Consider the following 22,677-nt stretch of genomic DNA (forward strand, 5'->3'; position numbering starts at 1 on the left):
AATGGAGCACCATCAAAACAGCTCTCCCGGTTCGCCGATGCCTGCGGCGCGGTCGCGTGGCGGCTTCAGGCCCAGGTGTAGATAGGCCTTGGTGGTGACCATGCGGCCACGCGCGGTGCGGATCAGGAAGCCCTGCTGGATCAGGTAGGGCTCGATCACGTCTTCCAACGTGCCGCGCTCTTCCGACAGCGAGGCGGCCAGCGATTCCACGCCCACCGGGCCGCCATCGAAATGCTCGACGATGGTGCGCAGCATGCGGCGGTCGAGCTCATCGAAGCCTTCCGGGTCCACTTTCAGCATCTGCATGGCGGCCTGCGCCGCTGGCAGATCGATGTGGCCGGCCGCCTTGACCTGGGCGTAGTCGCGCACCCGGCGCAGCAGGCGGTTGGCAATCCGCGGGGTGCCACGGGCGCGGCGCGCGATTTCGGCGGCGCCCTCGGGTGTGCAGTCGATGCCCAGGATCGCGGCCGAGCGGATCACGATGCGGGTCAGCTCCTGGGGCGAATAAAACTCCAGGCGCTGCACGATGCCAAAGCGGTCGCGCAGCGGCGCGGTCAGCAGGCCGGCACGCGTGGTGGCGCCGATCAGGGTAAACGGCGGCAGGTCGATCTTGATCGAGCGCGCAGCCGGGCCGTCGCCGATCATGATGTCGATCTGGAAATCTTCCATCGCCGGATACAGAACTTCCTCCACCACCGGCGACAGGCGATGGATCTCGTCGATGAACAACACATCGTGCGGCTGCAGGTTGGTCAGCAGCGCCGCTAGATCGCCGGCCTTCTCGATCACCGGGCCGGATGTCACCCGCAGGCTCACGCCGAGCTCATTGGCGATCACATGGCTGAGCGTGGTCTTGCCGAGCCCGGGCGGGCCGAAGATCAGCACATGGTCCATGGCCTCGCCGCGCGCCTTGGCCGCCTGGATGTAGATCTCCATCTGCTCGCGGACTGGCTGCTGGCCGAGATAGTCGGCCAGGCGCTTGGGACGGATGCTCGCATCGGCGGCTTCGTCCTCGCGGGTGGAGCTGCTGGCGATGATGCGGTCCATTCAGGGCGGGGATTGGGGATTCGGCAGACGGGATTGGCAGCACACTAGTATGGGCCGCAGTGCGCCTCCGGCGCTACGCTCTTGCCAATCCCGACTGTCCAATCCCCGATCCCGGGCCGCCACCGGCGGCCTCAGATCTCCACCTGCGCGCCGAGCTCCACCAGGCGATTGCCCGGGATGCGGAAGAAACCGGTGGCCGGCGCGGCATTGCGATGCATCAGCGCGAACAGCTTGTCGCGCCAGATCGGCATGCCGCGGTTGGCGCTGGCCACGATGGTCTCGCGGCTGGCGAAGAAGGTGGTGTCCATCGGATCGAAATGGATACCGCCCTGGTCGCAGGAGCGCATCAGCGCCAGCGGCACGTCGGGCGTCTCCATGAAGCCGAAGCGCACATACACGCGGTAGAACTCGTCGCCGATCGATTCGATCTGCAGGCGCTTGTCCACCGGCGCATACGGAATCGGCAGGGTATCGACGTTGAGGAAGATGTTGCGCTCGTGCAGCACCTTGTTGTGTTTGAGGTTATGCATGAGTGCATGCGGCACCACCATCGGGTCGGCAGTCAGGAACACCGCCATGCCCGGCACGCGCGCCGGCGGGGCCAGCATCAGGCCCGGCAGGAAGCTGTCGATGCGGATACCGTCCTTGCGGATTTCCTCGCGCAGCAGCGCGCGGCCGCGGCGCCAGGTACGCATCAGGGTGAACACCACGATGCCCAGCGCCAGCGGGAACCAGGCACCCTGCAGCAGCTTGGCGCCGTTGGCGATCACGAAGGCCAGTTCGATGATGAAGAACACCACGCACAGGGGCAGCACCCAGTTGCGCCAGCGCGGCCACAGCGCGCGGGCAACCAGGGCCAGCAGCAGGGTGTCGATCAGCATGGTCATCGACACCGAGATGCCGTAGGCCACCGCCAGGTTGGTGGAGCTGCGGAAGATCAGCACCAGCGCGATCACCATCACCATCAGCAGCCAGTTGATGCCGGGTACGTAGATCTGGCCGATGGTGTCGCGCGAGGTGTGCTTGATCAGCATGCGCGGGATATAACCCAGCTGCATGGCCTGACGGGCCACCGAATAGGCGCCGGTGATCACCGCCTGCGAGGCGATCACCGCCGCCAGCGTGGCCAGGATGATCATCGGGTACAACGCCCAGCCGGGCACCGCTTCGAAGAACGGGTTCTTCAGTGCGGACGGGTGATTGAGCACCAGCGCGCCCTGGCCCAGGTAATTGAGCAGCAGCATCGGCAGCACGAAGAAATACCAGCCGTGGCGGATCGGCTTTGCGCCGAAGTGCCCCATGTCCGCGTACAGCGCCTCGCCGCCGGTCACCGCCAGCACCACCGCGCCCAGGATGAACACCCCGTGCCAACCGTGCTCGATGAAGAAGCGGATCGCCCACCACGGGTTGAAGGCCTTCATCACCTCCGGTGCGTCGACGATGTTCCAGGCGCCGATCGCGCCCAGCGACAAAAACCATAGGCAGGTGATCGGGCCGAACACCTTGCCCACGGTCTCGGTGCCGAAACGCTGCACCATGAACACGATCAGCAGCACCACCACGGTGATCGGCACGATGAAGGGATGCAGGCTGGGCGCGGCGATTTCCAGGCCTTCCACCGCGCCCATCACCGAAATGGCGGGGGTGATCACGCCGTCGCCGAAGAACAGCGAGGCGCCGAAGATGCCGAGAATGCCCACCACATACGCCGAACGCGAGCCCTGCTTGAGGGTGCGCTGGGTCAGCGCCATCAACGCCATGATGCCGCCCTCGCCCTCGTTGTCGGCGCGCATGATGATGGTGACGTACTTGAGCGTCACCGTGATCATCAGTGCCCAGAACGCCAGCGACAGCACCCCCAGCACCGTGTCGTGGTCGCTGCTCAGCCCGTAGTGCGGCGAAAACGCCTCCTTCAGGGTGTACAGCGGGCTGGTGCCGATATCGCCGAACACGACGCCGATGGCGCCGATGACCAAGGCCATATGGCTGTTGGCGGGCGCGTGGCCGTGGCCCGCTGCAGGAGTGGAGGTCTGTGACATGAGTGGGCAGGGTATCGCCGAAGGGCGTGAAGAATGGGAAAGGTCGAGGCTGCTTAACGCAGCGCGGCCTGCAGAGCCTTGCGAATGACCATGGCGACGTCGTCGCCTTCTGCCCCGGCCTCGCGTGCCATGCGTGTGGCCTCGGCCGGCTTGTAACCCAGCTGCTGCAAGGCCACCGTGGCTTCGGACACCGCATCCGGGCCGAGCTGGCCGGTGATCGGCGCACCGCTGCTGAAGTCGGCGGCGCGGTCGCGCAGCTCCACCACCATGCGCTCGGCGGTCTTCTTGCCGATGCCGGGGATGCGCGTGAGCGCGGTGATGTCGCCGCTGGTGATCAGGCGGGCGAACTCGTCCACGCTGACGCCGGATAGCACTGCCAGCGCGATCTTGGCGCCGATGCCGGTGACCTTCTGCACGTCGCGGAACAGCCGCCGCTCGCCCTCGCGCAGGAAGCCGTACAGCGCCACGCTGTCTTCCTTCTGCGCGTAATGGGTAAACAGGATGACGTCGCGACCGACGTCGGGCAGGTCGTAGAAGGTGCTCATCGGCGCCTCCAGCTCGTAGCCCACCCCGCCCACGTCGATCACCAGCCACGGCGGCTGCTTGTAGGCCAGGATCCCGCGCAGACGGCCGATCACGCGGCACCGCCTTGGCGGTGCCGGGAATGGGGAATCGGGAATGGGGAATCGAAACAGCGTGCGCTGCTCTGGACCCTGCTCTTGCAATTCCCGACTCCCGATTCCCGATTCCCGATTCTCATCTTTTGCGGCTCCAGGCCTGTTGCGTATTGACGCCCAGACGTTGCGCGGTGGCGCGGACGTGGGCGTGAGTGATGGCCACCGCCAGTGCGTCGGCGGCGTCGGGCTGCAGCTTGCCTTTCAGGTTGAGCATGATGCCGACCATGTGCTGCACCTGCACTTTGTCCGCGCCGCCCTTGCCGACCAGCGCCAGCTTGATTTCGGTGGCAGCGTACTCGTGCACCGGCAGATCGCGCATGACGACCGCGCAGATCGCCGCGCCACGTGCATGGCCGAGCTTGAGCGCCGAATCGGCGCTCTTGCCCATGAACACCTTCTCGATCGCTACCTCGTCCGGCCGGTAGGTCTCGATCAGCTCGCCCAGCCCGTGCAGCAGGCGCTTGAGCCGCTGCGCAAAGTCGCCCTCGCCCAGCAGCACCAGCGGCGCGTGGTGCACATGCCGGCTGCGCCCGCCTTCGTCGATATCGATGATGCCGATGCCGGTGCGCTGCGAGCCGGGATCGATGCCCAGGATGCGGATGGGGCCGGGCCCCGGGACCCGGGACCCGGGACCCGAAGAAGCAATGACAGCCCGGCCGCCGCGACTGGGTGCGGCATGCGCATGTGCAGCCTCCGGCGTCAGTGAACTGCCGTTGCGCGACCCGGGTCCCGGGTCCCGGGTCCCGGCCTTCATAAGATCAGCCCCCGCCACTCAGCGCCGCTTGGTCGACGTTCGAATACACGTCCTGGACGTCGTCCAGGTCTTCGAGCATGTCGAGCAGCTTGCGCACCTGCACGGCGGTGTCGCCGTCCACGGCGATGTCGTTGTCGGCGCGGAAGGTGATTTCGGCATGCGCCGGTTCCAGCCCGGCAGCGACCAGGGCGTCCTTGACCTGGGCAAAGACGTCCGGGGCGGTTAGCACGTCGATGGCGCCGTCTTCCGGGTACACCACCACATCGTCGGCGCCGGCCTCGATGGCCGCGTCGGTGAGGGTGTCCTCGTCGGTGCCGGCGGCAAAGCTCAGCACGCCCAGGCGCTTGAACATGAAGGCCACCGAGCCGTCGGTGCCCATGTTGCCGCCGCACTTGCTGAAGGCGTGGCGCACGTCGGCCACGGTGCGCACGCGGTTGTCGGTCAGGCAGTCCACGATCACCGCCACGCCGCCGGGCGCATAGCCCTCGTAGCGCACTTCTTCGTATTCCACGCCTTCCAGCTCGCCGGTGGACTTCTTGATGGCGCGCTCGATCACGTCCTTGGACATGTTCGCCGACAGGCCCTTGTCCATGGCGGTGCGCAGGCGCGGATTGTTGGACGGGTCGCCGCCGCCGGCGCGTGCGGCCACGCTGATCTCGCGGATGATCTTGGTGAACATCTTGCCGCGTTTGGCGTCGGAGGCGTTCTTGCGGCCTTCGATCGAGGGGCCTCTACCCATGGGTGGTTCCAGACTGGCTTGGATGACAGGGCGCGGATTTTACCTGATTGCTCGCCCGCACCGGGGCGCCGACATGCGCCAGCGGATGTTCAAGGCGCAAAGTGGCCGTTGCGGAGGAAGGCCAGGGCTTGCCGGGCCGCCTCGGGCGAGCGCAACAAGCCGCTGTGGCTGGCCTCCACCACGCAATGGTCGCGCAGGCCGGGCAGGCGGGTCTCGGCCAGCGCAACGGTGCCGTCGGAGCCGGCGTCCAGTGGCGCCAGCCAGCGGCCGACGCCGCGTGGCACGCAGCCGGCCACCTGGCCGATCTCGGCCGGCCCGTCCCAACGGGTGAACCCGTGCTGCAACAGCGCGGCGCTGCGGCCCATGGCCCATACGCCGCCACGCCGGGCGAGGCTGCGCGCGGCGGCACTGCCGCGCAGCGGCGAGCCAAGGCAGACCACCCGACGCACCGGCAGATCGGGCGCGTCCTGCAATGCCTGCAGGGCCACCAGGCCGCCGAGGCTATGGCAGATCAACAGTTGTGCACGGCTGGCGCGCAGCCGCGCGATCAATTGCGGCACTGCCTGCGCCGGACCGCCGAACACGCTGGCATAGCCGAACACTGCAGGCGCCAGTCCCTCGCTCCGCAGCCGCCGGGCCAGCGGCAGCAGCCAGTGGGCGGTGTTCCAGATGCCGTGGACCAGCAGCACGTCGGCGGTGGCGGTGGTCGCCGGCTCGCGCGAGGCGCGCCTGGCTGCACCTGGAAATGCAGCGGCCGCGCCGGGCATCAGCGCGGTTGCCTGCAGGTGGCGCGCAATCGCCGGGCAAGTGCGGACGGTGCCGGCATGCCGTCAATCGGCCGCGATCAGCGGCCTGCGACGCAGGATGTGTTCGCGATCGACAACTTTGCCAACCGGGAAGTCGTACTCGCCCACTTTCTCGAAACCGTAGCGCGCATAGAACCGCTGCGCGCCGAAGTTTTCCGACCACACGCCGATCCACAGGGTGCGCGGGCCGTCGCGCTCCAGCCACTCCAGTGCGGTTTCGAACAGCCGGCTGCCCCAACCGCTGTTCTGGTAGTCCTTCATCAGATACAGCCGCTTGAGTTCTCCATCGGCTGGGCGTACGTCTGCGTGCGGCAGCCCGCAGGGGCCGGCGGCGGCATGGCCAACCAACAAGTTGTCCATCTCCAGCAACCAGATCGCGTAGTCCGGATGCGCCAGCACGATGCGCGCGCGCTCGACCGCATACGTTTCTTCGAGAAAACCACGCAGGTCTTCTTCTGGATACAGATGCCCGAAGGTTTCGGTAAAGGTCTGTGCGGCCAACAGCGACAGCGCTTCGGCATCGTCCGGTGTGGCGCGGCGGATGCGGGTCATGCGGGCCTCTCGTACCGGATGGGACGTGGCAGCTTCTCGCATGCGGCGGCGCTGCTGCAAGTGGAGAATCGGGAATCCGGAAATGCGGCGCCTGAGCGCGGCGCACGGATGGGTCGCCACTACTTCGCCAAGGTCGTTGGCGCCTGGCAGGTCAACACGGCCACGCGCGGGGCGTGGCCGTGCTTTCGCGCAGGTCAGGCCTGCTTGGGGCGCACCTGCACGTGCACCTCGGCCAGCTGTTCGGCGGCGATCGGCGACGGGGCGTCGGTCATCAGGTCCTGTGCGCCGGTGGTCTTGGGGAACGGGATCACGTCGCGGATGGATTCGGTGCCGGCCATCAGTGCAGCGATACGGTCGATACCGAAGGCGATGCCGCCGTGCGGCGGGGCGCCGTAGTTCAGGGCATCCAGCAGGAAGCCGAACTTGGCGCGCGCTTCTTCGGCGCCGATGCCGAGCAGCTCGAACACTGCGCTCTGCATGTCCGGGCGATGGATACGGATGGAGCCGCCGCCGATTTCATTGCCGTTGAGCACCATGTCGTAGCCACGCGACACCGCGGTGCGGGCATTGGCGCGCAGGTCGGCGATGTCGTCCACCGCCGGTGCGGTGAAGGGGTGATGCAAGGCGACGTAACGCTGCGCCTCGTCGTCCCATTCGAACATCGGGAAATCGGTGACCCACAGCGGCGCCCAACCATCGGCGACCAGGTTGAACTCCTTGCCGGCCTTCAGGCGCAGCGCACCCATGAAATCGGACACCTTGTTGTAGCCGCCGGCACCGAAGAACACGATGTCGCCATTGCCTGCACCCACGCGCTTGAGCAGCGCGGCAAACGCCTCTTCGCTGAAGAACTTGGCGATCGGCGAGCTGACCTCACCGGTCTCCGAGAGCTTGACGTAGGCCAGACCCTTGGCACCGTACTTGGCGGCATGCGCGGCGTATTCGTCGATCTGCTTGCGCGACAGCGTGGCGCCACCGGGGATGCGCAGCGCGGCAACGCGACCGTCGGCATCGTTGGCGGCCGCGGTGAACACCGGGAATTCGCTGGATTTGACCAGCTCGGCCACATCGACCAATTCCAGATCGATACGCAGGTCCGGCTTGTCCGAGCCATAGCGACGCATCGCCTCGGCCCAGGTCATGCGCGGGAACTGCGCGGCCAGCTCGACGTCCACCACTTCCTTGAAGATGGCGCGGATCATGTCCTCGACGAAATCCTGCACGTCGCGTTCGCGCACGAAGGCAAATTCCATGTCGAGCTGGGTGAATTCCAGCTGGCGATCGGCGCGCAGCGCTTCGTCGCGGAAGCAGCGTGCGATCTGGTAGTAGCGGTCGAAGCCGGCCACCATCAGGATCTGCTTGAACAGCTGCGGGCTCTGCGGCAATGCGTAGAACTCGCCCGGATGCATGCGCGCCGGCACCAGGAAGTCGCGCGCGCCTTCCGGAGTGGCCTTGGTCAGGATCGGGGTTTCGATGTCCTGGAAATCGCGTGCATCCAGGTGCCGGCGCAGCGCCTGCACCAGCTTGATGCGAGTGCGCTGCATGCGCTGCATTTCCGGACGGCGCAGGTCCAGATAGCGGTATTTCAGGCGGGTGTCTTCGCCGGGGTTCTCGTGCGCGTGGAACGGCAGCGGCGCGGCCTTGTTGAGGATGCTGATGCGCGTGGCGATCACTTCCACCTTGCCGGTGCGCAGCTTGTCGTTGACCGCATGGCGCGCACGTACCACGCCTTCCACCTGCAGCACGTCCTCGTAGCCGAGGCTGGCTGCCACCTTGAACAACTCTGCGCTGACGTCGTCGCCAGCCACCGGCTCCACCGTCACCTGCACGATGCCTTCGTGGTCGCGCAGGTCGATGAAGCACACCCCGCCCAGATTGCGGGCCACGTCGGTCCAGCCGGCGAGAGTGACGGTTTGGCCGATCATGGTCTCGTCGACCAGGCCGCAGAAGTGGGTACGCATCGAAAGCTCCGCTGAAAACCCGACGCAGGACAGCGCCGGAAAGCCGGATATTCTGGGGCCGGCGGGCGGCAGGAGCAAATGCGGCGGCGGTCACCGGCGCTTAAGTCGGCGCCCGGCTGAATAGGCGCCACGCCCCTCCCGCACCAAGGACGCCACGATGCTGCGCACCGCCCTGCTGATCTCCGGCTTCAGCCTCCTCGCCTTCGGTGGCGCGCTGGCCAGCCGTCCCGCCGCCGCGCAGGACCGTGGCTGGAACGGCCAGACCGTCACCTGTTCCAGCAACGACAACCGCCGCCGCGAATGCGACACCCCTTTCCGTGGCCGCGCGGCGCTGGTGGAAAACATTTCCGGCACGCGCTGCATCGAAGGGCGCAACTGGGGCAGCGACCGCGGCCGGATCTGGGTGGACAACGGCTGTCGCGGCCGTTTTGCCGAGGCCCGCGGCGGCTGGGGCGGTGGTGGCTGGAATGGTGGCGACGATCGCCCCGGCAACGCCGCAGCCGGCACGGTGCGCTGCGAGAGCCGCGACCAGCGCCAGGCGGTCTGCAATACCGGTTGGCGGCGCGCAATGATCGTGCGCCAGCTCTCCGGCACCCCCTGCGTGGAGGGCCGCAACTGGCATCAGGAACAAGGCCGCATCTGGGTGGACGACGGCTGCCGGGCCGATTTTGCGCAGGCCCGTGGCGGCGGCTGGGATCGGGATGACCGCGGCGGCGGCCCTCGCGGCGATTACTCGGTGACCTGCAACAGCGACGACCGCCGCCTGCGCACCTGCAAGTGGGACGCGGACGCCGGCCGCCCGATGCTGACCCGCCAGCTATCGGACACGCGCTGCGAGGAAGGCCGCACCTGGGGCTACGACTCGCGCCGCTCGACGGTCTGGGTCAACGATGGCTGCCGCGCGCGGTTCGATGCCCGCTGAGGGTTGAACGGGGGCCGTTGCAGGCGGGAATCCACAGGTCGGTCCGGCGTGGGCCGGCCTGCGTCGTTTTCGTCGCGCAAGTCGTGCAGGTGTCGCCGCCTGGCAGGGTCGCCGTCACGCCGCGCCGGATGCCGGCTTCGCCGCTGCTGCGGCCGGTGCAGCTGCTGGCTTGCTGTCGCCGGCCGCGGCAGGCTTGGCCTCGCCGCCTGCGCTGCTGCTGTCGGTGAGGTTCTTCTTCTTTTCGCCGGCCGACTTGAAATCGGTCTCGTACCAGCCGCTACCGGACAACCGGAACGACGGCGCGGTGACCTGGCGCTTGATCGTGGCCGCGGCGCAGGCCGGGCAGCTTTGCGGATCGGGGTCGGCCATCTTCTGCAGGCGGTCGAACGAATGGCCACAGGTGGTGCACTGGAACGCGTAGATGGGCATGGCAGAAGATGAGGAAGACGATGCAGGGGCGCAGATTCTAGACGGATGCGGGTGCGTCGGCGCAATGGCCAACCGGTGCGCGCGAAGATGGGGCCTGATGCGTTGGCACGTCGCACTGCGTGATGCGCGGAGACGCCGGCGACGCGATGCGATGCCGCAGTGGCCAGCCGGTTGAGACAGCACGCCGGCAAGTACGACAGCCGCCACGCGATCATCCGGTCCGACTGCTCCGTGGCAACACGGGCATCGCGTGCGCGGGTCGCCCATCCGCACCCACATGCGATGTAGTTCATGCCGGTGCGGGCGACCGTCGCTGCAGGCTGCGCGCGGCGAGATCCGGACTGAGCCGCATTGCCCGGGCTGCTACACTCGAATACGTGATCGACGCGCCTTTCCCCCCACGAGGGCCGCATCCATGCTGCGGCTGACTGCCTTATTGCTCGGCGTTGCCCTGCTGCTGACCGGCAGTGGGCTGCTTGGCACCTTGCTCGCCGTGCGCGGTGGCCAGGCCGGCTTCGATGCGCGTGCGCTGGGCCTGATCATGTCCGGTTACTTCGCCGGTTTCTTCCTCGGCACCTTCTTCGCGCCGCCGTTGATCCGCCGCATCGGACATATCCGTGCATTCGCGTTCTACGCATCGCTTGCGGCGATTGCGGTGCTGCTGCATCCGATCTGGCTCGATCCCTGGGGCTGGGGCGTGTTGCGCCTGGTCACCGGCGCGGCGCTGGTCGGCCTGTACACCGTGATCGAAAGCTGGCTCAACGCCGAGCCGGATGCGCGTCGGCGCAGCCGGGTATTTTCGGTCTACATGGCGATCAATCTATCGGCGCTGGCGCTGGGCCAGATCCTGCTCAGCATCGGCGATGCAGGTGCACCGGCGATGTTTACGCTGACGGCGATCCTGATCTGCGCGGCGGTGATGCCGGTGATGACCACGCGGCTGATCCCGCCCGAGGTACCGCAGGTCTCGCGCCTGCGACTGAAAACGCTGTACGCCTTGGCGCCGGTGGCGACGGTTGGTGCCGGCCTTTCCGGACTGGCGATGGGTGCGTTCTGGGGTCTGTTGCCGGTTTACGCCAGCCGCATCGGGCTGGATGCCGACGGCGTGGCGATGTTCATGCTCGCTGCCATCGTGGGCGGTGCGGTGCTGCAGTGGCCGATCGGGCGCATCAGCGACGGACATGACCGCCGCATCGGCCTGGTCACGGTGAGCGTACTGGCCGCCGGTATCGCCATCGCTGCCGCCATGCCGATAGTGCAGACGCAGACCACCGTGTTGTTCGTGCTGTTTTTCGTTTACGGCGGGTTGGCGTTTTCGCTGTACCCGTTTGCGGTTGCGCACATGCTCGATTACCTGCCGCGCGAAGACCTGCTGTCCGGTTGCAGCAGTCTGTTGCTGGTACACGGTGTGGGTGCGGCGATCGGCCCGGCGCTGGCCGGCGGTGCAATGCAGAAGTTCGGCCCGGCAGCCTTGCCGGTGTATTTCGCGGTGATGCTGCTGGCGCTGGCCGGATTCACGCTGTCGCGGCTGCTGCGCTTCACCCGCCGCCGCACCCATCCCATCTCCTTCCGCCCGATGCTGCGTACCACGCCATCGGCGCTGGAGCTGATGCCGGAAACGCAGCAGGCCGAAGCATCGCCGCACATCAAGGGCGGCTGACACACCTCTTCGCTGTCGTCATCTACAGTGCGAATGAGTTGTCCTTTGCTGTATGACCTTGCCTGCTCACCAGCGCGAGACGTGCCCGCAAGGCAGAGCAGCTGGTAGACAACCTGGTGGGTAGATCAGCAGTGGAGCACTCGATCTGCTGCTTGATTGCAGGGCTCTTGCCCCGCCCACCATCGCAGGACACGCCGCAAGTACGTCCATGTAGGCGCTGGCGCGGCATCCATGCCGCCAAGGGTCCCGCGACGGTGGGCGGGCAAGGACCAGTTGCGATGGTCGGTGCGCAAGGTTTTCAACAAGCGACAGGCAACCAGCAACCTAGTGGCGCGGCGCCCTCAGTTCTTGAACAAAACCACCAACCAACTGTCTGGCATGGTGTCCTCACCGAGCCGGCGCTGACGGATTCATCGCGTGTCCCGCGCGCGGTGAATCCGCCGCGCGCTCGCCCGGCTCGGCTTTGAACCAGACCTCCGACGACAGATGACGTCGTCTCGTATCGGAGATCTCACCGGAAGGCTGGGAACACCAGCGTCCACTAGGGATGGTCTGATCAACGAGACCTGAGGATGAGCAACATGCGTTGCTCCGAGGAGTCGCGTCCGGATAGGCGGATTTACACCATTTCCGGCGCAGTCCGGAGGTCATCTCCGGATTACAGGCACACGCCTCCCGCAGTCGGCAGTAACTGCTTTCTCTTCATCCACAGGTTCGACAGCGCAAACAACGTCATCACCTGCGCGGTGTTCTTGGCCAAACCGCGATAGCGCACCTTGGTGTAGCCAAACTGCCGCTTGATCACCCGGAATGGATGCTCCACCTTCGCACGCACGCTGGCCTTGAAGTGTTCCCAACGCTGCTCCCGAGCACGCTCGTGTTTGTTGCCGATGGCTTGGACTGTCGAAGGCCTGGCGGCGATGAAGAATGCAGCCTCGCAGCGCTGCAGCTCGTCGCGTTTTTCCGCACCGGTATAGCCGCTATCGCCGAACACGCTGTCTTCCTTGCCATGCAGCAACGCGTGCATCACCGTCACATCGGACACATTGGCGGCCGTGCAACGGACGTGGTGCACCAGCCCAGAAAACTCATCTACGCCGATGTGCGCCTTCATTCCGAAATACCACTGGTTGCCCTTCTTGGTCTGATGCATCTCAGGGTCGCGCGCATGATCGGCATTCTTGGTCGAGCTGGGCGCAGCGATCAGCGTCGCATCGACGATCGTTCCCGCCCGCAGGCTCTGGCCCCTGCGCGCCAGATGCGCGTTGACCGCTTCCAGCATCCGTGCAGCAAGGTCATGGGTCTCCAGCAGGCGCCGAAAGTTGAGAATCGTGGTCTCGTCGGGAGCGTTGTCCAAGCCGCCGAGCTGGGCAAAACGCCGCAGGGTTGGGATCTCGTGCAATGCCTCTTCCATCGCCGGATCACTCAACGCATACCACTGCTGCAGTAGATGAATCCGCAACATTGTCGCCAGTGCGTACGGCTGCCGACCGGGCCTCCCTGACACCGGATAGTGCGGCTCAATCAGACCAAGTAATTGCTGCCACGGAACGACCCGCTCCATCTCGGCTAAAAAGATCTCGCGGCGGGTTTGCTTACGCTTGCCCAAGCCCTCGGCGTCACCGAACGTCAGTTGCATGCATGCCTCCTCGCTCCAAACCGGTAGTGTCGCGCTTTTGTGGCCCGTTGTTCAGAGATTCCCTAGACATCATCCTGTCGCTGTAACTCGACGCATCGCTATGCGTGATCGCAGCCCCATCCGTAGCGCGGTCATCATCACGCAACGCAAGCGCGGCAGTCTTTGAACACCCCCCCGCTTGCTGGATTGCAATGGATTCGACGTCCTCCTCGCGCGTGCGCCACCCGGCCACGCTTGCGTTACTGCTGGTTCCACTCGCCGTGCCCGCTTATGCGCAGCAAGCTCCTGACGGGGCAACGTCAGGCCGGGTTGCGAGCGACGCACCGACCGGCACTGGCGAGCAAGTGTCCACGTTGGATCAGGTGCAGGTGGTCGGCCAGGCGATGACGTATTCCAAGACCTCCGTCGGCAAGGAAATGCTGGACCGCCAGTTCGTGCTGGGCAGCGTCAACGATGCGCTCAACGAACTGCCCGGCGTGGTGGTGACCGAGGCCGATGCATTCGGCTCGTCGGATTGGGGTACCCAAATCAGCATGCGTGGCTTCGTCAGCAATCGCGATACCCAACAGATCGGCACCACCATCGACGGCGTGCCCAATGGCGGCTCGGCCTATGGCGGCGGCTCCAAGGCCAATCGCTTCATCGACATGCCGGATCTGGAAACGGTGGAAGTGAGCCAGGGCACCGCCGACATCGCATCGCGCTCGAACGAAGCGCTGGGCGGCACCTTGAATTACCTCACCGGCGAACCGCTGGACACCCAGCGTGTGCGAGTGATCGGCGGCATCGGCGACAACCAGGCACGCAAGTATTACGCCCGTTACGACACCGGGCTGCTAGGCGGCACTACGCGCGCCTGGATCAGCGGCTCGTCGGCGCGTAACGACGACTGGATCGACGGTAGCGGCCACACCAGCCGCGATCACCTGGCCGGCAAATTCGTCAGCGCATTGAACAAGTGGATGCTCAGCGGCTACGCGTCCTACGACGATGCCGACGAATCCGAATACACCAGCGTGACACCCGAACAGTTCGCACGCGACCCCGAGCACGATCTGTTGACCGGCACGCTCACCGGCATTCCGTATCTGGACCAGAACTACCGCTCCGGCTCGCGCGCGTTACGCAAGAACACCTTCGGTTACCTGCGCGGCGCCTTCGATGGCGGCAACGGCTTCAAGACCACATTGACCGGCTACGCGCACCGCATGCAAGGCCGTGGCGACTGGATTCCGCCGTATCTGGTGGACGTCACCAACGACGGCGCCGGCGCAGTGGAATCCGAGGCGCGCGGTGGCAACACCGTGTATGCCGGCAGCGACCTGGGCAAGCTGTATTACCTCACCCCCGGCGGTGCGGCCGCGACGATGCTGGCCGGTTGCGCCGGTAGCGATGCGGTGCCGGCCGAATCCAATCCGGCCTGCTACCCGGCCGGCTCGGTACCGGTGCAGTCGTACCGCCACAGCCACTACGACAACCGCCGCGCCGGCGCGATGGCCGATGTGGAATGGCGTGCAGATCTCGGCGCCATCGACAACACCGTGCGCGCCGGTGCCTGGCTGGAGCGCTTTGAGCGCAGCGTCACCCGCGACTGGCACCGCCTGCTCAATGTCGGCACCAATATCAGCTTCGATCACCAGCCGTACTGGGTGCAGTTCAAGGACGACTACCAGACCGACGAACAGATGTACTACGTGGAAGATGTGATGCGCTACGGCGCGTTCGCCTGGCGCGTCGGCGTCAAGCAGTTCTTTCTCGACCAGACCCGCGACCGCCGCATCGGCGAGGCGCAGCATGTGCAATCGGATGCGCATTCGGACCCGCTGCTGTCCGCCGGCCTGACCTGGACCACGCCGCTGCAGGGCCTGGAAGCCTTTGCCGGTTACTCGCAGAATTTTGCCGCCATCCCCTCCGGGGTGCTGGGCGAAACCGACCCGATCGCACTGAGCCGGGTCAAACCGGAAACCGCCGACAACGTCGAACTTGGCCTGCGCATCAGCCGCTGGCCGCTGACCGGCAGCGTGACCTTGTACGACATCCGTTTCGACAACCGCATCGTGTATGTGCCGGCCAACTTCGTCAGCGGTATCGACTACCTGGGCGAAACCGATGGCGTGTACGAAAACTTCGGTGGCGTGCATGCACGCGGCGTGGAAGCGGCGCTGGGCTACGGCTGGGACAACGGTTGGCGCATCAATGGTGCCTACACCTACAACAAGGCCGATTATCTGGGCAGCGGCGATGCCGCGCGCGATACCGCACTGGAGATCACGCCCGGTGCGCAGGTCATCGGCCAACCGCGCAATACGCTGGTGGTCTCGGCCGACTGGCGCGGCCAGGCCTGGCGCTTCGGCATCTCCGGACGCTATCTGGGCAAGCGCTATCTGGACGCGTCCAACCGCGCCGCGCTCGATGGTGTGACCACCTTCAATGCGAATCTGGGGCTGGAGCTGGCGCAGCTCTCGCCGCAGCTCACCGGCCTGCAGCTGGCGCTCAACGTCAGCAACCTCACCGACAAACGCTACCTGGAAGGCGTGGATGGCAGCGACAGCGCGTTCATCGCGGCGCCGCGCACGGTCGGTTTGACGCTGACGCTGGATCTGTAACGGCGGATCGACCGGTGCGCGGTGCACGGGCGCTGCTGCTGACTTACGCTAGTCAGAGATTTTTAGGTGCGGGTACTGCGCCCCCATCCGCCCTTCGGGCACCTTCCCCCGCAGGCAGTGGAAGGGACTCGTGAGGGTTCAGCCAATCAGGTGACACGATGATCGATCTTCCCCGCCGCCGCGTTCTGCAGGCCGGACTGAGCGCCGGCACGACGGCACTGCTACCCAGCATCGCGCGGGCCGCAGCCATCGCGCCCGATCGCCGCAGCGGCACGCTGGAAGATCTGCAGCATGTAGTGATCCTGATGCAGGAAAACCGCGCGTTCGATCATTACTTCGGTGCCCTGCCCGGCGTGCGCGGGTTCGGCGACCGCTTTCCGATTCCGGCGCCGCCGTTGCCGGGTGCTCCAGCGCGGACGGTGTGGCTGCAACCCAGCGAGGACGGCAAGCAATGGCTGACGCCGTTTGCACTGGACACCGCCGCGCAGTTCGGCTTCATGCGCGTCAAGGGCACGCCGCACAGCTGGCCGGATGCGCAGCAGGCCTGGGACCATGGCCGGCTCGGGCACTGGGCGGCAGCCAAGCACAATCACGCGCTGGGCTACTACGGGCGTGCGGATATTCCCTTCCAGTACGCGCTTGCCGATGCGTTCACCCTCTGCGATGCGTACCACGCCTCGATCCAGACCGGCACCAATTCCAATCGCGTGTTCCTGTGGACCGGCGGCAACGACCCGCAGGCGCGTCATGGCGGGCCGGTGATCGGCAACTCGCACGACAACTTTCCGGAACTGGGCGGCTTTGCCGAGCCGTATCGCTGGGCCACCTATGTCGAACAGCTGCAGCGCGCGGGTGTGTCCTGGCAGATCTACCAGGACATGGCCGACAACTTCACCGACAACCCGCTGGCCGGCTTCGACGCGTTCCGGCAGGCGTACCGCAACAGCCCTGGTCACGACGCGCAGTTGCGTGCGCGTGGCATCAGCACGCGTGGTGTGCAGCAGCTACGCGCAGACGTGTTGGGCGGCCGGCTGCCGTCGGTGAGCTTTGTCATCGCCGATGCGGCCGGCAGCGAGCACCCCGATCCGTCCAGCCCCGCCCAGGGCGCGGCCTACACCGCAGGCGTGCTGGATGCGCTCACCGCCGATCCGGCGGTATGGAGCCGCACGGCCTTGCTGCTGATGTTCGATGAGAACGACGGCTTTTTCGACCACATGCCGCCGCCCGCACCGCCGTCGCCGGATCCGCGTGCCGCCGGTGGATTTGCCGGCGCATCCAGCATCGCCACCGACGACGACTACCACCGTCACCCGGCGCCAGGCGAACAGAAGGTGGATCTGCCCGAGCTGCGCGGGCGCCCGTACGGGCTGGGGCCGCGCGTGCCGATGTATGTGATCTCGCCATGGAGCCGTGGTGGCTGGGTGGACTCGCAGGTGTACGACCACACCTCGGTGCTGCGTTTGCTGGAACGCCGCTTCGGCGTGCCCGCAGCGGAGATCACGCCGTGGCGGCGTGCGGTGTGTGGCGATCTGACCAACGCGTTCGATTTCCGCAGTGCCGATGCACGCCCGTTCGCCGCGGCGCTGCCCGATGTGGGCGATGCCGCAGCGCGTGCAGCGGCCCTGCGCGAGCACACGCTGCCACCACTCCCGGCCACCTTGCAGCCGCCCACGCAGCCATTCGGCCTGCGCTGCTCGCGCGCCGTACCGTATCGCCCGAGCGTGCAACTGGCACATGCACAAGAGCGCGGCGAGGTGCGGCTACGCATGGGCAACAGCGGTGCAACGGTGGTACTGCAGGTCTACGACCGCTACGACCTGGCGGCGGTGCCGCGCCGCTACACAGTGGGCACCGGCGCCATCCTGGAAGGCGACTGGACCACCTGCGATGGCCGCTACGATCTGTGGTTGATCGGCCCCAACGGATTCCATCGTCACTATCGCGGCGACCTGAGCGCCCCGTTGCTGATGACCGAGATCAGCCAAGATCCGGACGACGCCACATCCGTGTTGCTATCGCTGCGCAATGGCGGCAGCGCTGCCGTGCAGGTGGAGCTGCAACCAGGCGCCTATGCAGCCGCGCAGCCGCACGAACGCCTAAGCATTGCACCCGGCGCGACCAAGCAACGCCGTTGGAAAGCGGCAGCAACCGGCGGCTGGTACGACCTGTGGGTGCACCACCACGGCGCGGCCCAGCGCCTGGCAGGTCGCATCGAAACCGGCGCCGACAGCGTCAGCGATCCCGCCATGGGTGGACCGGCGCGGCTGCAGCAGGAAAGACCTGTCGCGATCGATGCGCTGGGCTGAGTGGCCGTGCCAGGTTGAATGTTGCCGCTGGCCAGCGGCAACCATCGCTCCGCATCACCGCTGCTGCGTGGAGGAACGTCGCAACTTCGCCGGAATTGTGCCTGCCCAATCGACATGCGCCGCTATCGCCACGTGTCGCGTCGGCAGGCTCACCTTGCAAACCATTCCCGCACCGCGACCGCCACCGCTTTCAGCGCCGCATCGCGTGCAGCAGCGTCGACCTTGGCTCCGTTCAAGTATGTCGTCAGCAGCAGCGGCGGCTGGCCCTTCGGCGGCCAGAGGATGGCGATGTCGTTGCGGGTATCGGTGCCGTTGCTACCGGTCTTGTCGCCGATCTTCCAGTCGGCCGTGAGCCCCGCGCGCAGGCAATCGTCGCCGGTGCGGTTGTCGATCATCCAGTCGGTCAGCTGCTTGCGCGAGGCAGGCTGCAGCGCATCGCCAAGCAGTAGCGTGCGCAGCGTGGACGCCATCGCAGCAGGCGTGGTGGTGTCGCGCGGCTCGCCGGGGGCGAACCCGTTCATCTCCGGCTCGTAGCGGTCACTGCGGGTCTTGGCATCGCCGATGCTGCGCAGGAAAGCGGTCAATCCGGCCGGGTCGCCGACCAGCGGAAACAACAGGTTGGCGGCCGGGTTGTCGCTATGGATCATCGTGGCCCGGCACAGTTCGCCGACACTCAGCGTGCCGCCGACATGCCGCTTGGTGACCGGCGCATGCTCAAGCATGTCCGAGGCACGGATCTTGACCGGTTGCGCCAGCGTGAGCTTGCCCTGATCCACCCGCCGCAGCACCGCCGCAGCCAATACAAATTTGAAGGTACTGCACATCGGAAAGCGCTCGTTCTCGCGCTGCCCGAGGCGCCAGCCGGGGGCGCTGCCGAGCAGGCTGATGCCCAGGCGACCACCGGTGCCGCGTTCGATGTCCGCCCACTGTGCCCGCAGCATGTCGTCCATATTCACCGCCGGACTGAGCGCCAGTGCGGGTCTGGACGCCGCAAACAGCATGCCCGCGCCGGTTGCGTACAAGAACTCTCGCCGATTCAACATGCGTTTGCCTCCTTGAGGGAGCCCGCAGTATCGATGCGCATGGCGCAGCCGACCATCGCGATGTTTCGATCCCAGGCATGAATTGAACTAATCTCTTCCGATGCCCCGCCCCCGCCTCCCACTCAATGCCCTGCGCGCGTTCGAAGCCGCCGCACGCCATCAAAACCTGACCCGTGCGGCGAACGAGCTGTGCGTGAGCCAGGCCGCGCTCAGCCACCAGATCAAGGCGCTGGAGCAACAGCTGGGCACCAGCCTGTTCCACCGCCTGCCACGCGGGGTGGCGCTGACCGACGAGGGCGCGGCGCTGGCGCCGGTGCTGGGCGAGGCCTTCGACCGCATCGCCGCCACCCTGGAGCGCTTCGCCGATGGGCGCTATCGCGAGGTGCTCAGCGTGGGCGTGGTGGGCACCTTCGCCACCGGCTGGCTGCTGCCGCGATTGCCGACCTTTCATGCCGCGCATCCGGATATCGAATTGCGCCTGTCCACCCACAACAACCGGGTCGATCTGGCCGGCGAAGGGCTGGATCTGGCGATCCGTTTCGGCGATGGCGACTGGCAGGGCCAGATCGCGCATGCGCTGATGGAGGCACCGTTTGCGCCGGTATGCGCGCCCAGCATGGCGCGCGGCCTGCACACGCCGGCCGATCTGGCGCGGGTGCCGTTACTGCGCTCGTATCGGCTGGATGAGTGGCCGCAGTGGTTTCGTGCCGCGGGAGCGGCGAGCGTGCCCGCGCGTGGGGCGATGTTCGATTCGTCGTTGACGTTGGCCAGCGCTGCGGCGGCCGGCGCCGGTGTGGCGTTGTTGCCATTGCCGATGTTTCGCCAGGACCTGGATGCCGGGCGCCTGGTCTGCCCGTTCCCGATCACGATCGATGCGGGACGCTATTGGCTGACGCGGCTACGTTCGCGGCCTGAGAGTGAGGCGGGGAGGAGGTTGCTTGCGTGGTTGCTGGTGGAGCAAAGGCTGGGGTGACGTTGGATGCGTGGTGTGTTGACTGCGTGCGTATGCTCGACACAGCCTTGACCGTATGCGATGGCTGGGCCGCACCTTATCTGGCCCCTCCATCAAGATGGCTGTCTTCCGCCGTACCCTCACCCTAACCCTTCTCCCGCAGGGAGAGGGGCTTTTCATCACCAGAGCTGCGGCTTGCGCCCTTCTCCCGCCGGGACATTGTCCTCCTTCGTGGGGGACAAGGTGGCGCGTAGCGCCGGATGAGGGTACGGGCGCGAAGCGCAACGCATTCTGCGGCGACTGCCCTACCCACCTGGGATCCAGACACACCCGATGAGCAGCACACATGCTCGGTCCAGACACTGCTCCGTCGACGCATGATGCAGAACATCAAAGCCGTGCACCGCTGAAAACCACCTACCGCAAGCGCGAATCGATCAGCACGATCAACACGCAGCAGCATCATCTCGTCCCGCCTTACGCGCCGTCGATCAGCTCCATCCACGCCGCTTCGGCGGCGGCCAGCTGCTGGGCGGTTGTTTCGCGGTTGCGCCCCAGCACCGCCATCTTGTCGCTGTCGGCATAGTTGCCCGGGTTGGCCAGCTCACGATCCAGCGCGGCCAGCGCCGCCTCCAGCTCGCCGACGCGCTTTTCGGCGCTGGCCAGCTTGTGCGGGTTGACGGCCTTCTTCGGCGGCAACGGCTTGGTCGGCGGTGGCGGGGTCGGTGCCACTTCGGCCATCTTCTGCTTGGTGCCCTGCGCCGCCGGGCGGCTACGCAGCCAGGCGGCGTATTCGTCCAGATCGCCGGCGAATGGCTCGACCACGCCATCGGCCACGCGCCAGAAACTGTCGCAGACCAGGCCGATCAGATGGCGGTCGTGCGAGACCATCACGATGGCGCCTTCGAAGTCGCTCAACGCTTCTGCCAGCGCCTCGCGCATTTCCAGGTCCAGGTGGTTGGTCGGTTCGTCCAGCAACAGCACGTTGGGCTGCTGCCAGGCGATCAGCGCCAGCGCCAGACGCGCGCGCTCGCCGCCGGAGAAACCATCCACCACCTCGAACGCGCGGTCGCCGGCGAAATTCCATTTACCCAGGAAATCGCGGAACGCCTGGTTGGAACCATCCGGCGACAGGTCGCGGAAGTGGTCCATCGGCGACTGGCCTTCATGCAGCGACTCCACCGTGTGCTGGGCGAAGTAGCCGATGCGCAGGTCCGGATGCGCGCTGCGCTCCCCCGCCAACGGCGCCAACTCGCCCACCAAGGTCTTGACCAGCGTCGACTTACCCGCGCCATTGGGCCCCAGCAACCCGATGCGGTCGCCCGCCTCCAGGCCGAAGCCGACGTCGTGCAGGATGACCGTGGCAGCGTCGTCCCCATCCGCCCTGCGGGCACCTTCCCCCGCACGCGAGGGAAGGGAGGTCGGAGCCGGATAGCCGGCCTGTACATGATTCAAGCGGATCAACGAAAACGGCAGCCGATTGGGCTGCGCGAACTGGATGCGGAACTCGCGCTCGGCGCGCACCGCTTCGGTACCGGCCATCTTGGCCAGGCGCTTCATGCGGCTCTGCGCCTGCGTCGCCTTGCTGGCCTGCGCCTTGAAGCGGTCGATGAAGCTCTGCAGATGCGCGCGTTCTGCCTGTTCCTTGTCGTGGGCGATCTGCTGCTGGCGCAGGTGTTCGATGCGCTGGCGTTCGAAATCGGTGTAGCCGCCGACATACAGCTTGGCGGTGCCGCCGTGCAGGTGCAGGGTGTGGGTGGCGACGTTGTCGAGGAACTCGCGGTCATGCGAAATCAGCAACAAGGTGCCCGGGTACTTGAGCAGCCATTGCTCCAGCCACAGCACCGCGTCCATGTCCAGGTGGTTGGTCGGTTCGTCGAGCAACAACAGGTCGCTGGGCATCATCAGCGCGCGCGCCAGATTCAGCCGCACGCGCCAGCCGCCGGAGAACGACGAGACCGCGCGGTGGTGCGTATCGGCCGGGAAGCCCAGGCCATGCAGCAACTTGCCGGCACGCGCCTCGGCGTCGTACGCGCCAAGCTCGGCCATCTTCTGGTGCGCGTTGGCCACCGCTTCCCAGTCTTCGCGCGCGGTCGCGTCGGCCTCTTCCTGCAACACCGCGGACACCTCGATATCGCCGCCAAGCACGAACGACAGCGCCGGGTCGGGCAGCGACGGGGTTTCCTGCGAAACGCTGGCGGTGCGCACCTTGCCGGGCAGGTCCACGTCGCCCTTGTCGGCCTCCAGCTCGCCCTTCACCGCGGCGAACAGGCTCGACTTACCGGTGCCGTTCCTGCCCACCACGCCGACGCGGTAGCCGGCATGCATGGTCAGGTCGACGTTGGACAACAGCAGACGCTCGCCGCGTCGCATGGAGAAGTTGCGCAGGGAAATCATTGATGGACAGTCCGATAGAACGAAAAGGAATGAGCAGATGAGCAGCATTCCTGCGACGCCATTCTAGCGTTAACGAATAATTAGCGCCTTCAGGTAGGCCGCCGCCGTCTTCGCCCGCTCGCGACCACCCCTGCCTAGCCTTTAGCGG

The 22,677-nt window shown here is 66.4% G+C and carries 17 protein-coding genes; 5 read left to right on the forward strand and 12 right to left on the reverse strand.

What is annotated here, in order from left to right:
* Positions 1-12: 12 nt before the first annotated feature.
* The 8 genes from ruvB to aspS all read right to left on the reverse strand — a co-directional run bounded on the left by ruvB (position 13) and on the right by aspS (position 8,575).
* The gene (ruvB, locus tag ACCQ12_RS14585) at positions 13-1,047 is read right to left on the reverse strand and encodes a Holliday junction branch migration DNA helicase RuvB (protein ID WP_372382051.1); all 1,035 of its coding nucleotides are present in this window, start codon (positions 1,045-1,047) and stop codon (positions 13-15) included.
* A 131-nt stretch (positions 1,048-1,178) separates the two neighbouring features.
* A complete protein-coding gene (locus tag ACCQ12_RS14590) occupies positions 1,179-3,086 on the reverse strand; it encodes a potassium transporter Kup (RefSeq protein ID WP_039563631.1) in 1,908 nt (635 codons plus the stop codon).
* Positions 3,087-3,139: 53 nt separating this feature from the next.
* Complete coding sequence (gene ruvA, locus ACCQ12_RS14595; RefSeq protein WP_039413813.1) at positions 3,140-3,724, reverse strand: Holliday junction branch migration protein RuvA; 585 nt, start codon at positions 3,722-3,724, stop codon at positions 3,140-3,142.
* A gap of 118 nt (positions 3,725-3,842) precedes the next feature.
* Entirely contained in the window at positions 3,843-4,364 is a 522-nt protein-coding gene (gene ruvC / locus ACCQ12_RS14600) for a crossover junction endodeoxyribonuclease RuvC (RefSeq protein WP_372383626.1), read from the reverse strand.
* Positions 4,365-4,521: 157 nt separating this feature from the next.
* Complete coding sequence (locus ACCQ12_RS14605) at positions 4,522-5,256, reverse strand: YebC/PmpR family DNA-binding transcriptional regulator (protein WP_372382052.1); 735 nt, start codon at positions 5,254-5,256, stop codon at positions 4,522-4,524.
* Between the two features lie 89 nt (positions 5,257-5,345).
* The gene (locus ACCQ12_RS14610) at positions 5,346-6,023 is read right to left on the reverse strand and encodes an alpha/beta fold hydrolase (protein ID WP_372382053.1); all 678 of its coding nucleotides are present in this window, start codon (positions 6,021-6,023) and stop codon (positions 5,346-5,348) included.
* Positions 6,024-6,086: 63 nt separating this feature from the next.
* Positions 6,087-6,614 (reverse strand): GNAT family N-acetyltransferase, encoded by a 528-nt coding sequence (locus tag ACCQ12_RS14615; protein ID WP_372382054.1) that lies wholly within the window; start codon positions 6,612-6,614, stop codon positions 6,087-6,089.
* A 194-nt stretch (positions 6,615-6,808) separates the two neighbouring features.
* Positions 6,809-8,575, reverse strand: coding sequence for an aspartate--tRNA ligase (aspS, locus tag ACCQ12_RS14620; RefSeq protein ID WP_372382055.1), 1,767 nt, complete (start codon positions 8,573-8,575; stop codon positions 6,809-6,811).
* A gap of 157 nt (positions 8,576-8,732) precedes the next feature.
* Here aspS and ACCQ12_RS14625 point away from each other — a divergent pair, with 157 nt between their 5' ends.
* Positions 8,733-9,497 carry a DUF3011 domain-containing protein gene (locus ACCQ12_RS14625; RefSeq protein WP_047695296.1) on the forward strand — a complete coding sequence of 255 codons (765 nt, stop codon included), beginning with the start codon at positions 8,733-8,735 and terminating at the stop codon, positions 9,495-9,497.
* A gap of 114 nt (positions 9,498-9,611) precedes the next feature.
* Here ACCQ12_RS14625 and ACCQ12_RS14630 read toward each other — a convergent pair whose 3' ends face one another.
* Positions 9,612-9,926 carry an FmdB family zinc ribbon protein gene (locus tag ACCQ12_RS14630; RefSeq protein WP_047695297.1) on the reverse strand — a complete coding sequence of 105 codons (315 nt, stop codon included), beginning with the start codon at positions 9,924-9,926 and terminating at the stop codon, positions 9,612-9,614.
* A 415-nt stretch (positions 9,927-10,341) separates the two neighbouring features.
* Here ACCQ12_RS14630 and ACCQ12_RS14635 point away from each other — a divergent pair, with 415 nt between their 5' ends.
* Positions 10,342-11,586, forward strand: coding sequence for an MFS transporter (locus tag ACCQ12_RS14635; RefSeq protein ID WP_372382056.1), 1,245 nt, complete (start codon positions 10,342-10,344; stop codon positions 11,584-11,586).
* 658 nt (positions 11,587-12,244) lie between these two features.
* Here ACCQ12_RS14635 and ACCQ12_RS14640 read toward each other — a convergent pair.
* Positions 12,245-13,225, reverse strand: coding sequence for an IS5 family transposase (locus ACCQ12_RS14640; protein WP_372382057.1), 981 nt, complete (start codon positions 13,223-13,225; stop codon positions 12,245-12,247).
* A 191-nt stretch (positions 13,226-13,416) separates the two neighbouring features.
* On the opposite strand from ACCQ12_RS14640, the gene ACCQ12_RS14645 reads away from it, so the two are divergent.
* Positions 13,417-15,831, forward strand: a complete 2,415-nt coding sequence (locus tag ACCQ12_RS14645; RefSeq protein ID WP_372382058.1) for a TonB-dependent receptor domain-containing protein — start codon at positions 13,417-13,419, stop codon at positions 15,829-15,831.
* Positions 15,832-15,989: 158 nt separating this feature from the next.
* Positions 15,990-18,137 carry a phosphocholine-specific phospholipase C gene (locus tag ACCQ12_RS14650; protein ID WP_372382059.1) on the forward strand — a complete coding sequence of 716 codons (2,148 nt, stop codon included), beginning with the start codon at positions 15,990-15,992 and terminating at the stop codon, positions 18,135-18,137.
* A 149-nt stretch (positions 18,138-18,286) separates the two neighbouring features.
* On the opposite strand, the gene bla is transcribed toward ACCQ12_RS14650, so the two are convergent.
* Positions 18,287-19,180: a class A beta-lactamase gene (gene bla, locus ACCQ12_RS14655; protein ID WP_047695301.1), complete on the reverse strand. Its 894-nt coding sequence runs from the start codon at positions 19,178-19,180 to the stop codon at positions 18,287-18,289.
* A 100-nt stretch (positions 19,181-19,280) separates the two neighbouring features.
* On the opposite strand from bla, the gene ampR reads away from it, so the two are divergent.
* Entirely contained in the window at positions 19,281-20,153 is an 873-nt protein-coding gene (gene ampR, locus ACCQ12_RS14660; RefSeq protein ID WP_039405648.1) for a LysR family transcriptional regulator AmpR, read from the forward strand.
* Positions 20,154-20,609: 456 nt separating this feature from the next.
* Here ampR and ACCQ12_RS14665 read toward each other — a convergent pair whose 3' ends face one another.
* Entirely contained in the window at positions 20,610-22,529 is a 1,920-nt protein-coding gene (locus ACCQ12_RS14665; protein WP_372382060.1) for an ABC-F family ATP-binding cassette domain-containing protein, read from the reverse strand.
* Between the last annotated feature and the right edge of the window lie 148 nt (positions 22,530-22,677).

This window comes from Xanthomonas sp. NCPPB 1068 (genome assembly GCF_041479385.2).
GTDB lineage: Bacteria > Pseudomonadota > Gammaproteobacteria > Xanthomonadales > Xanthomonadaceae > Xanthomonas > Xanthomonas cannabis.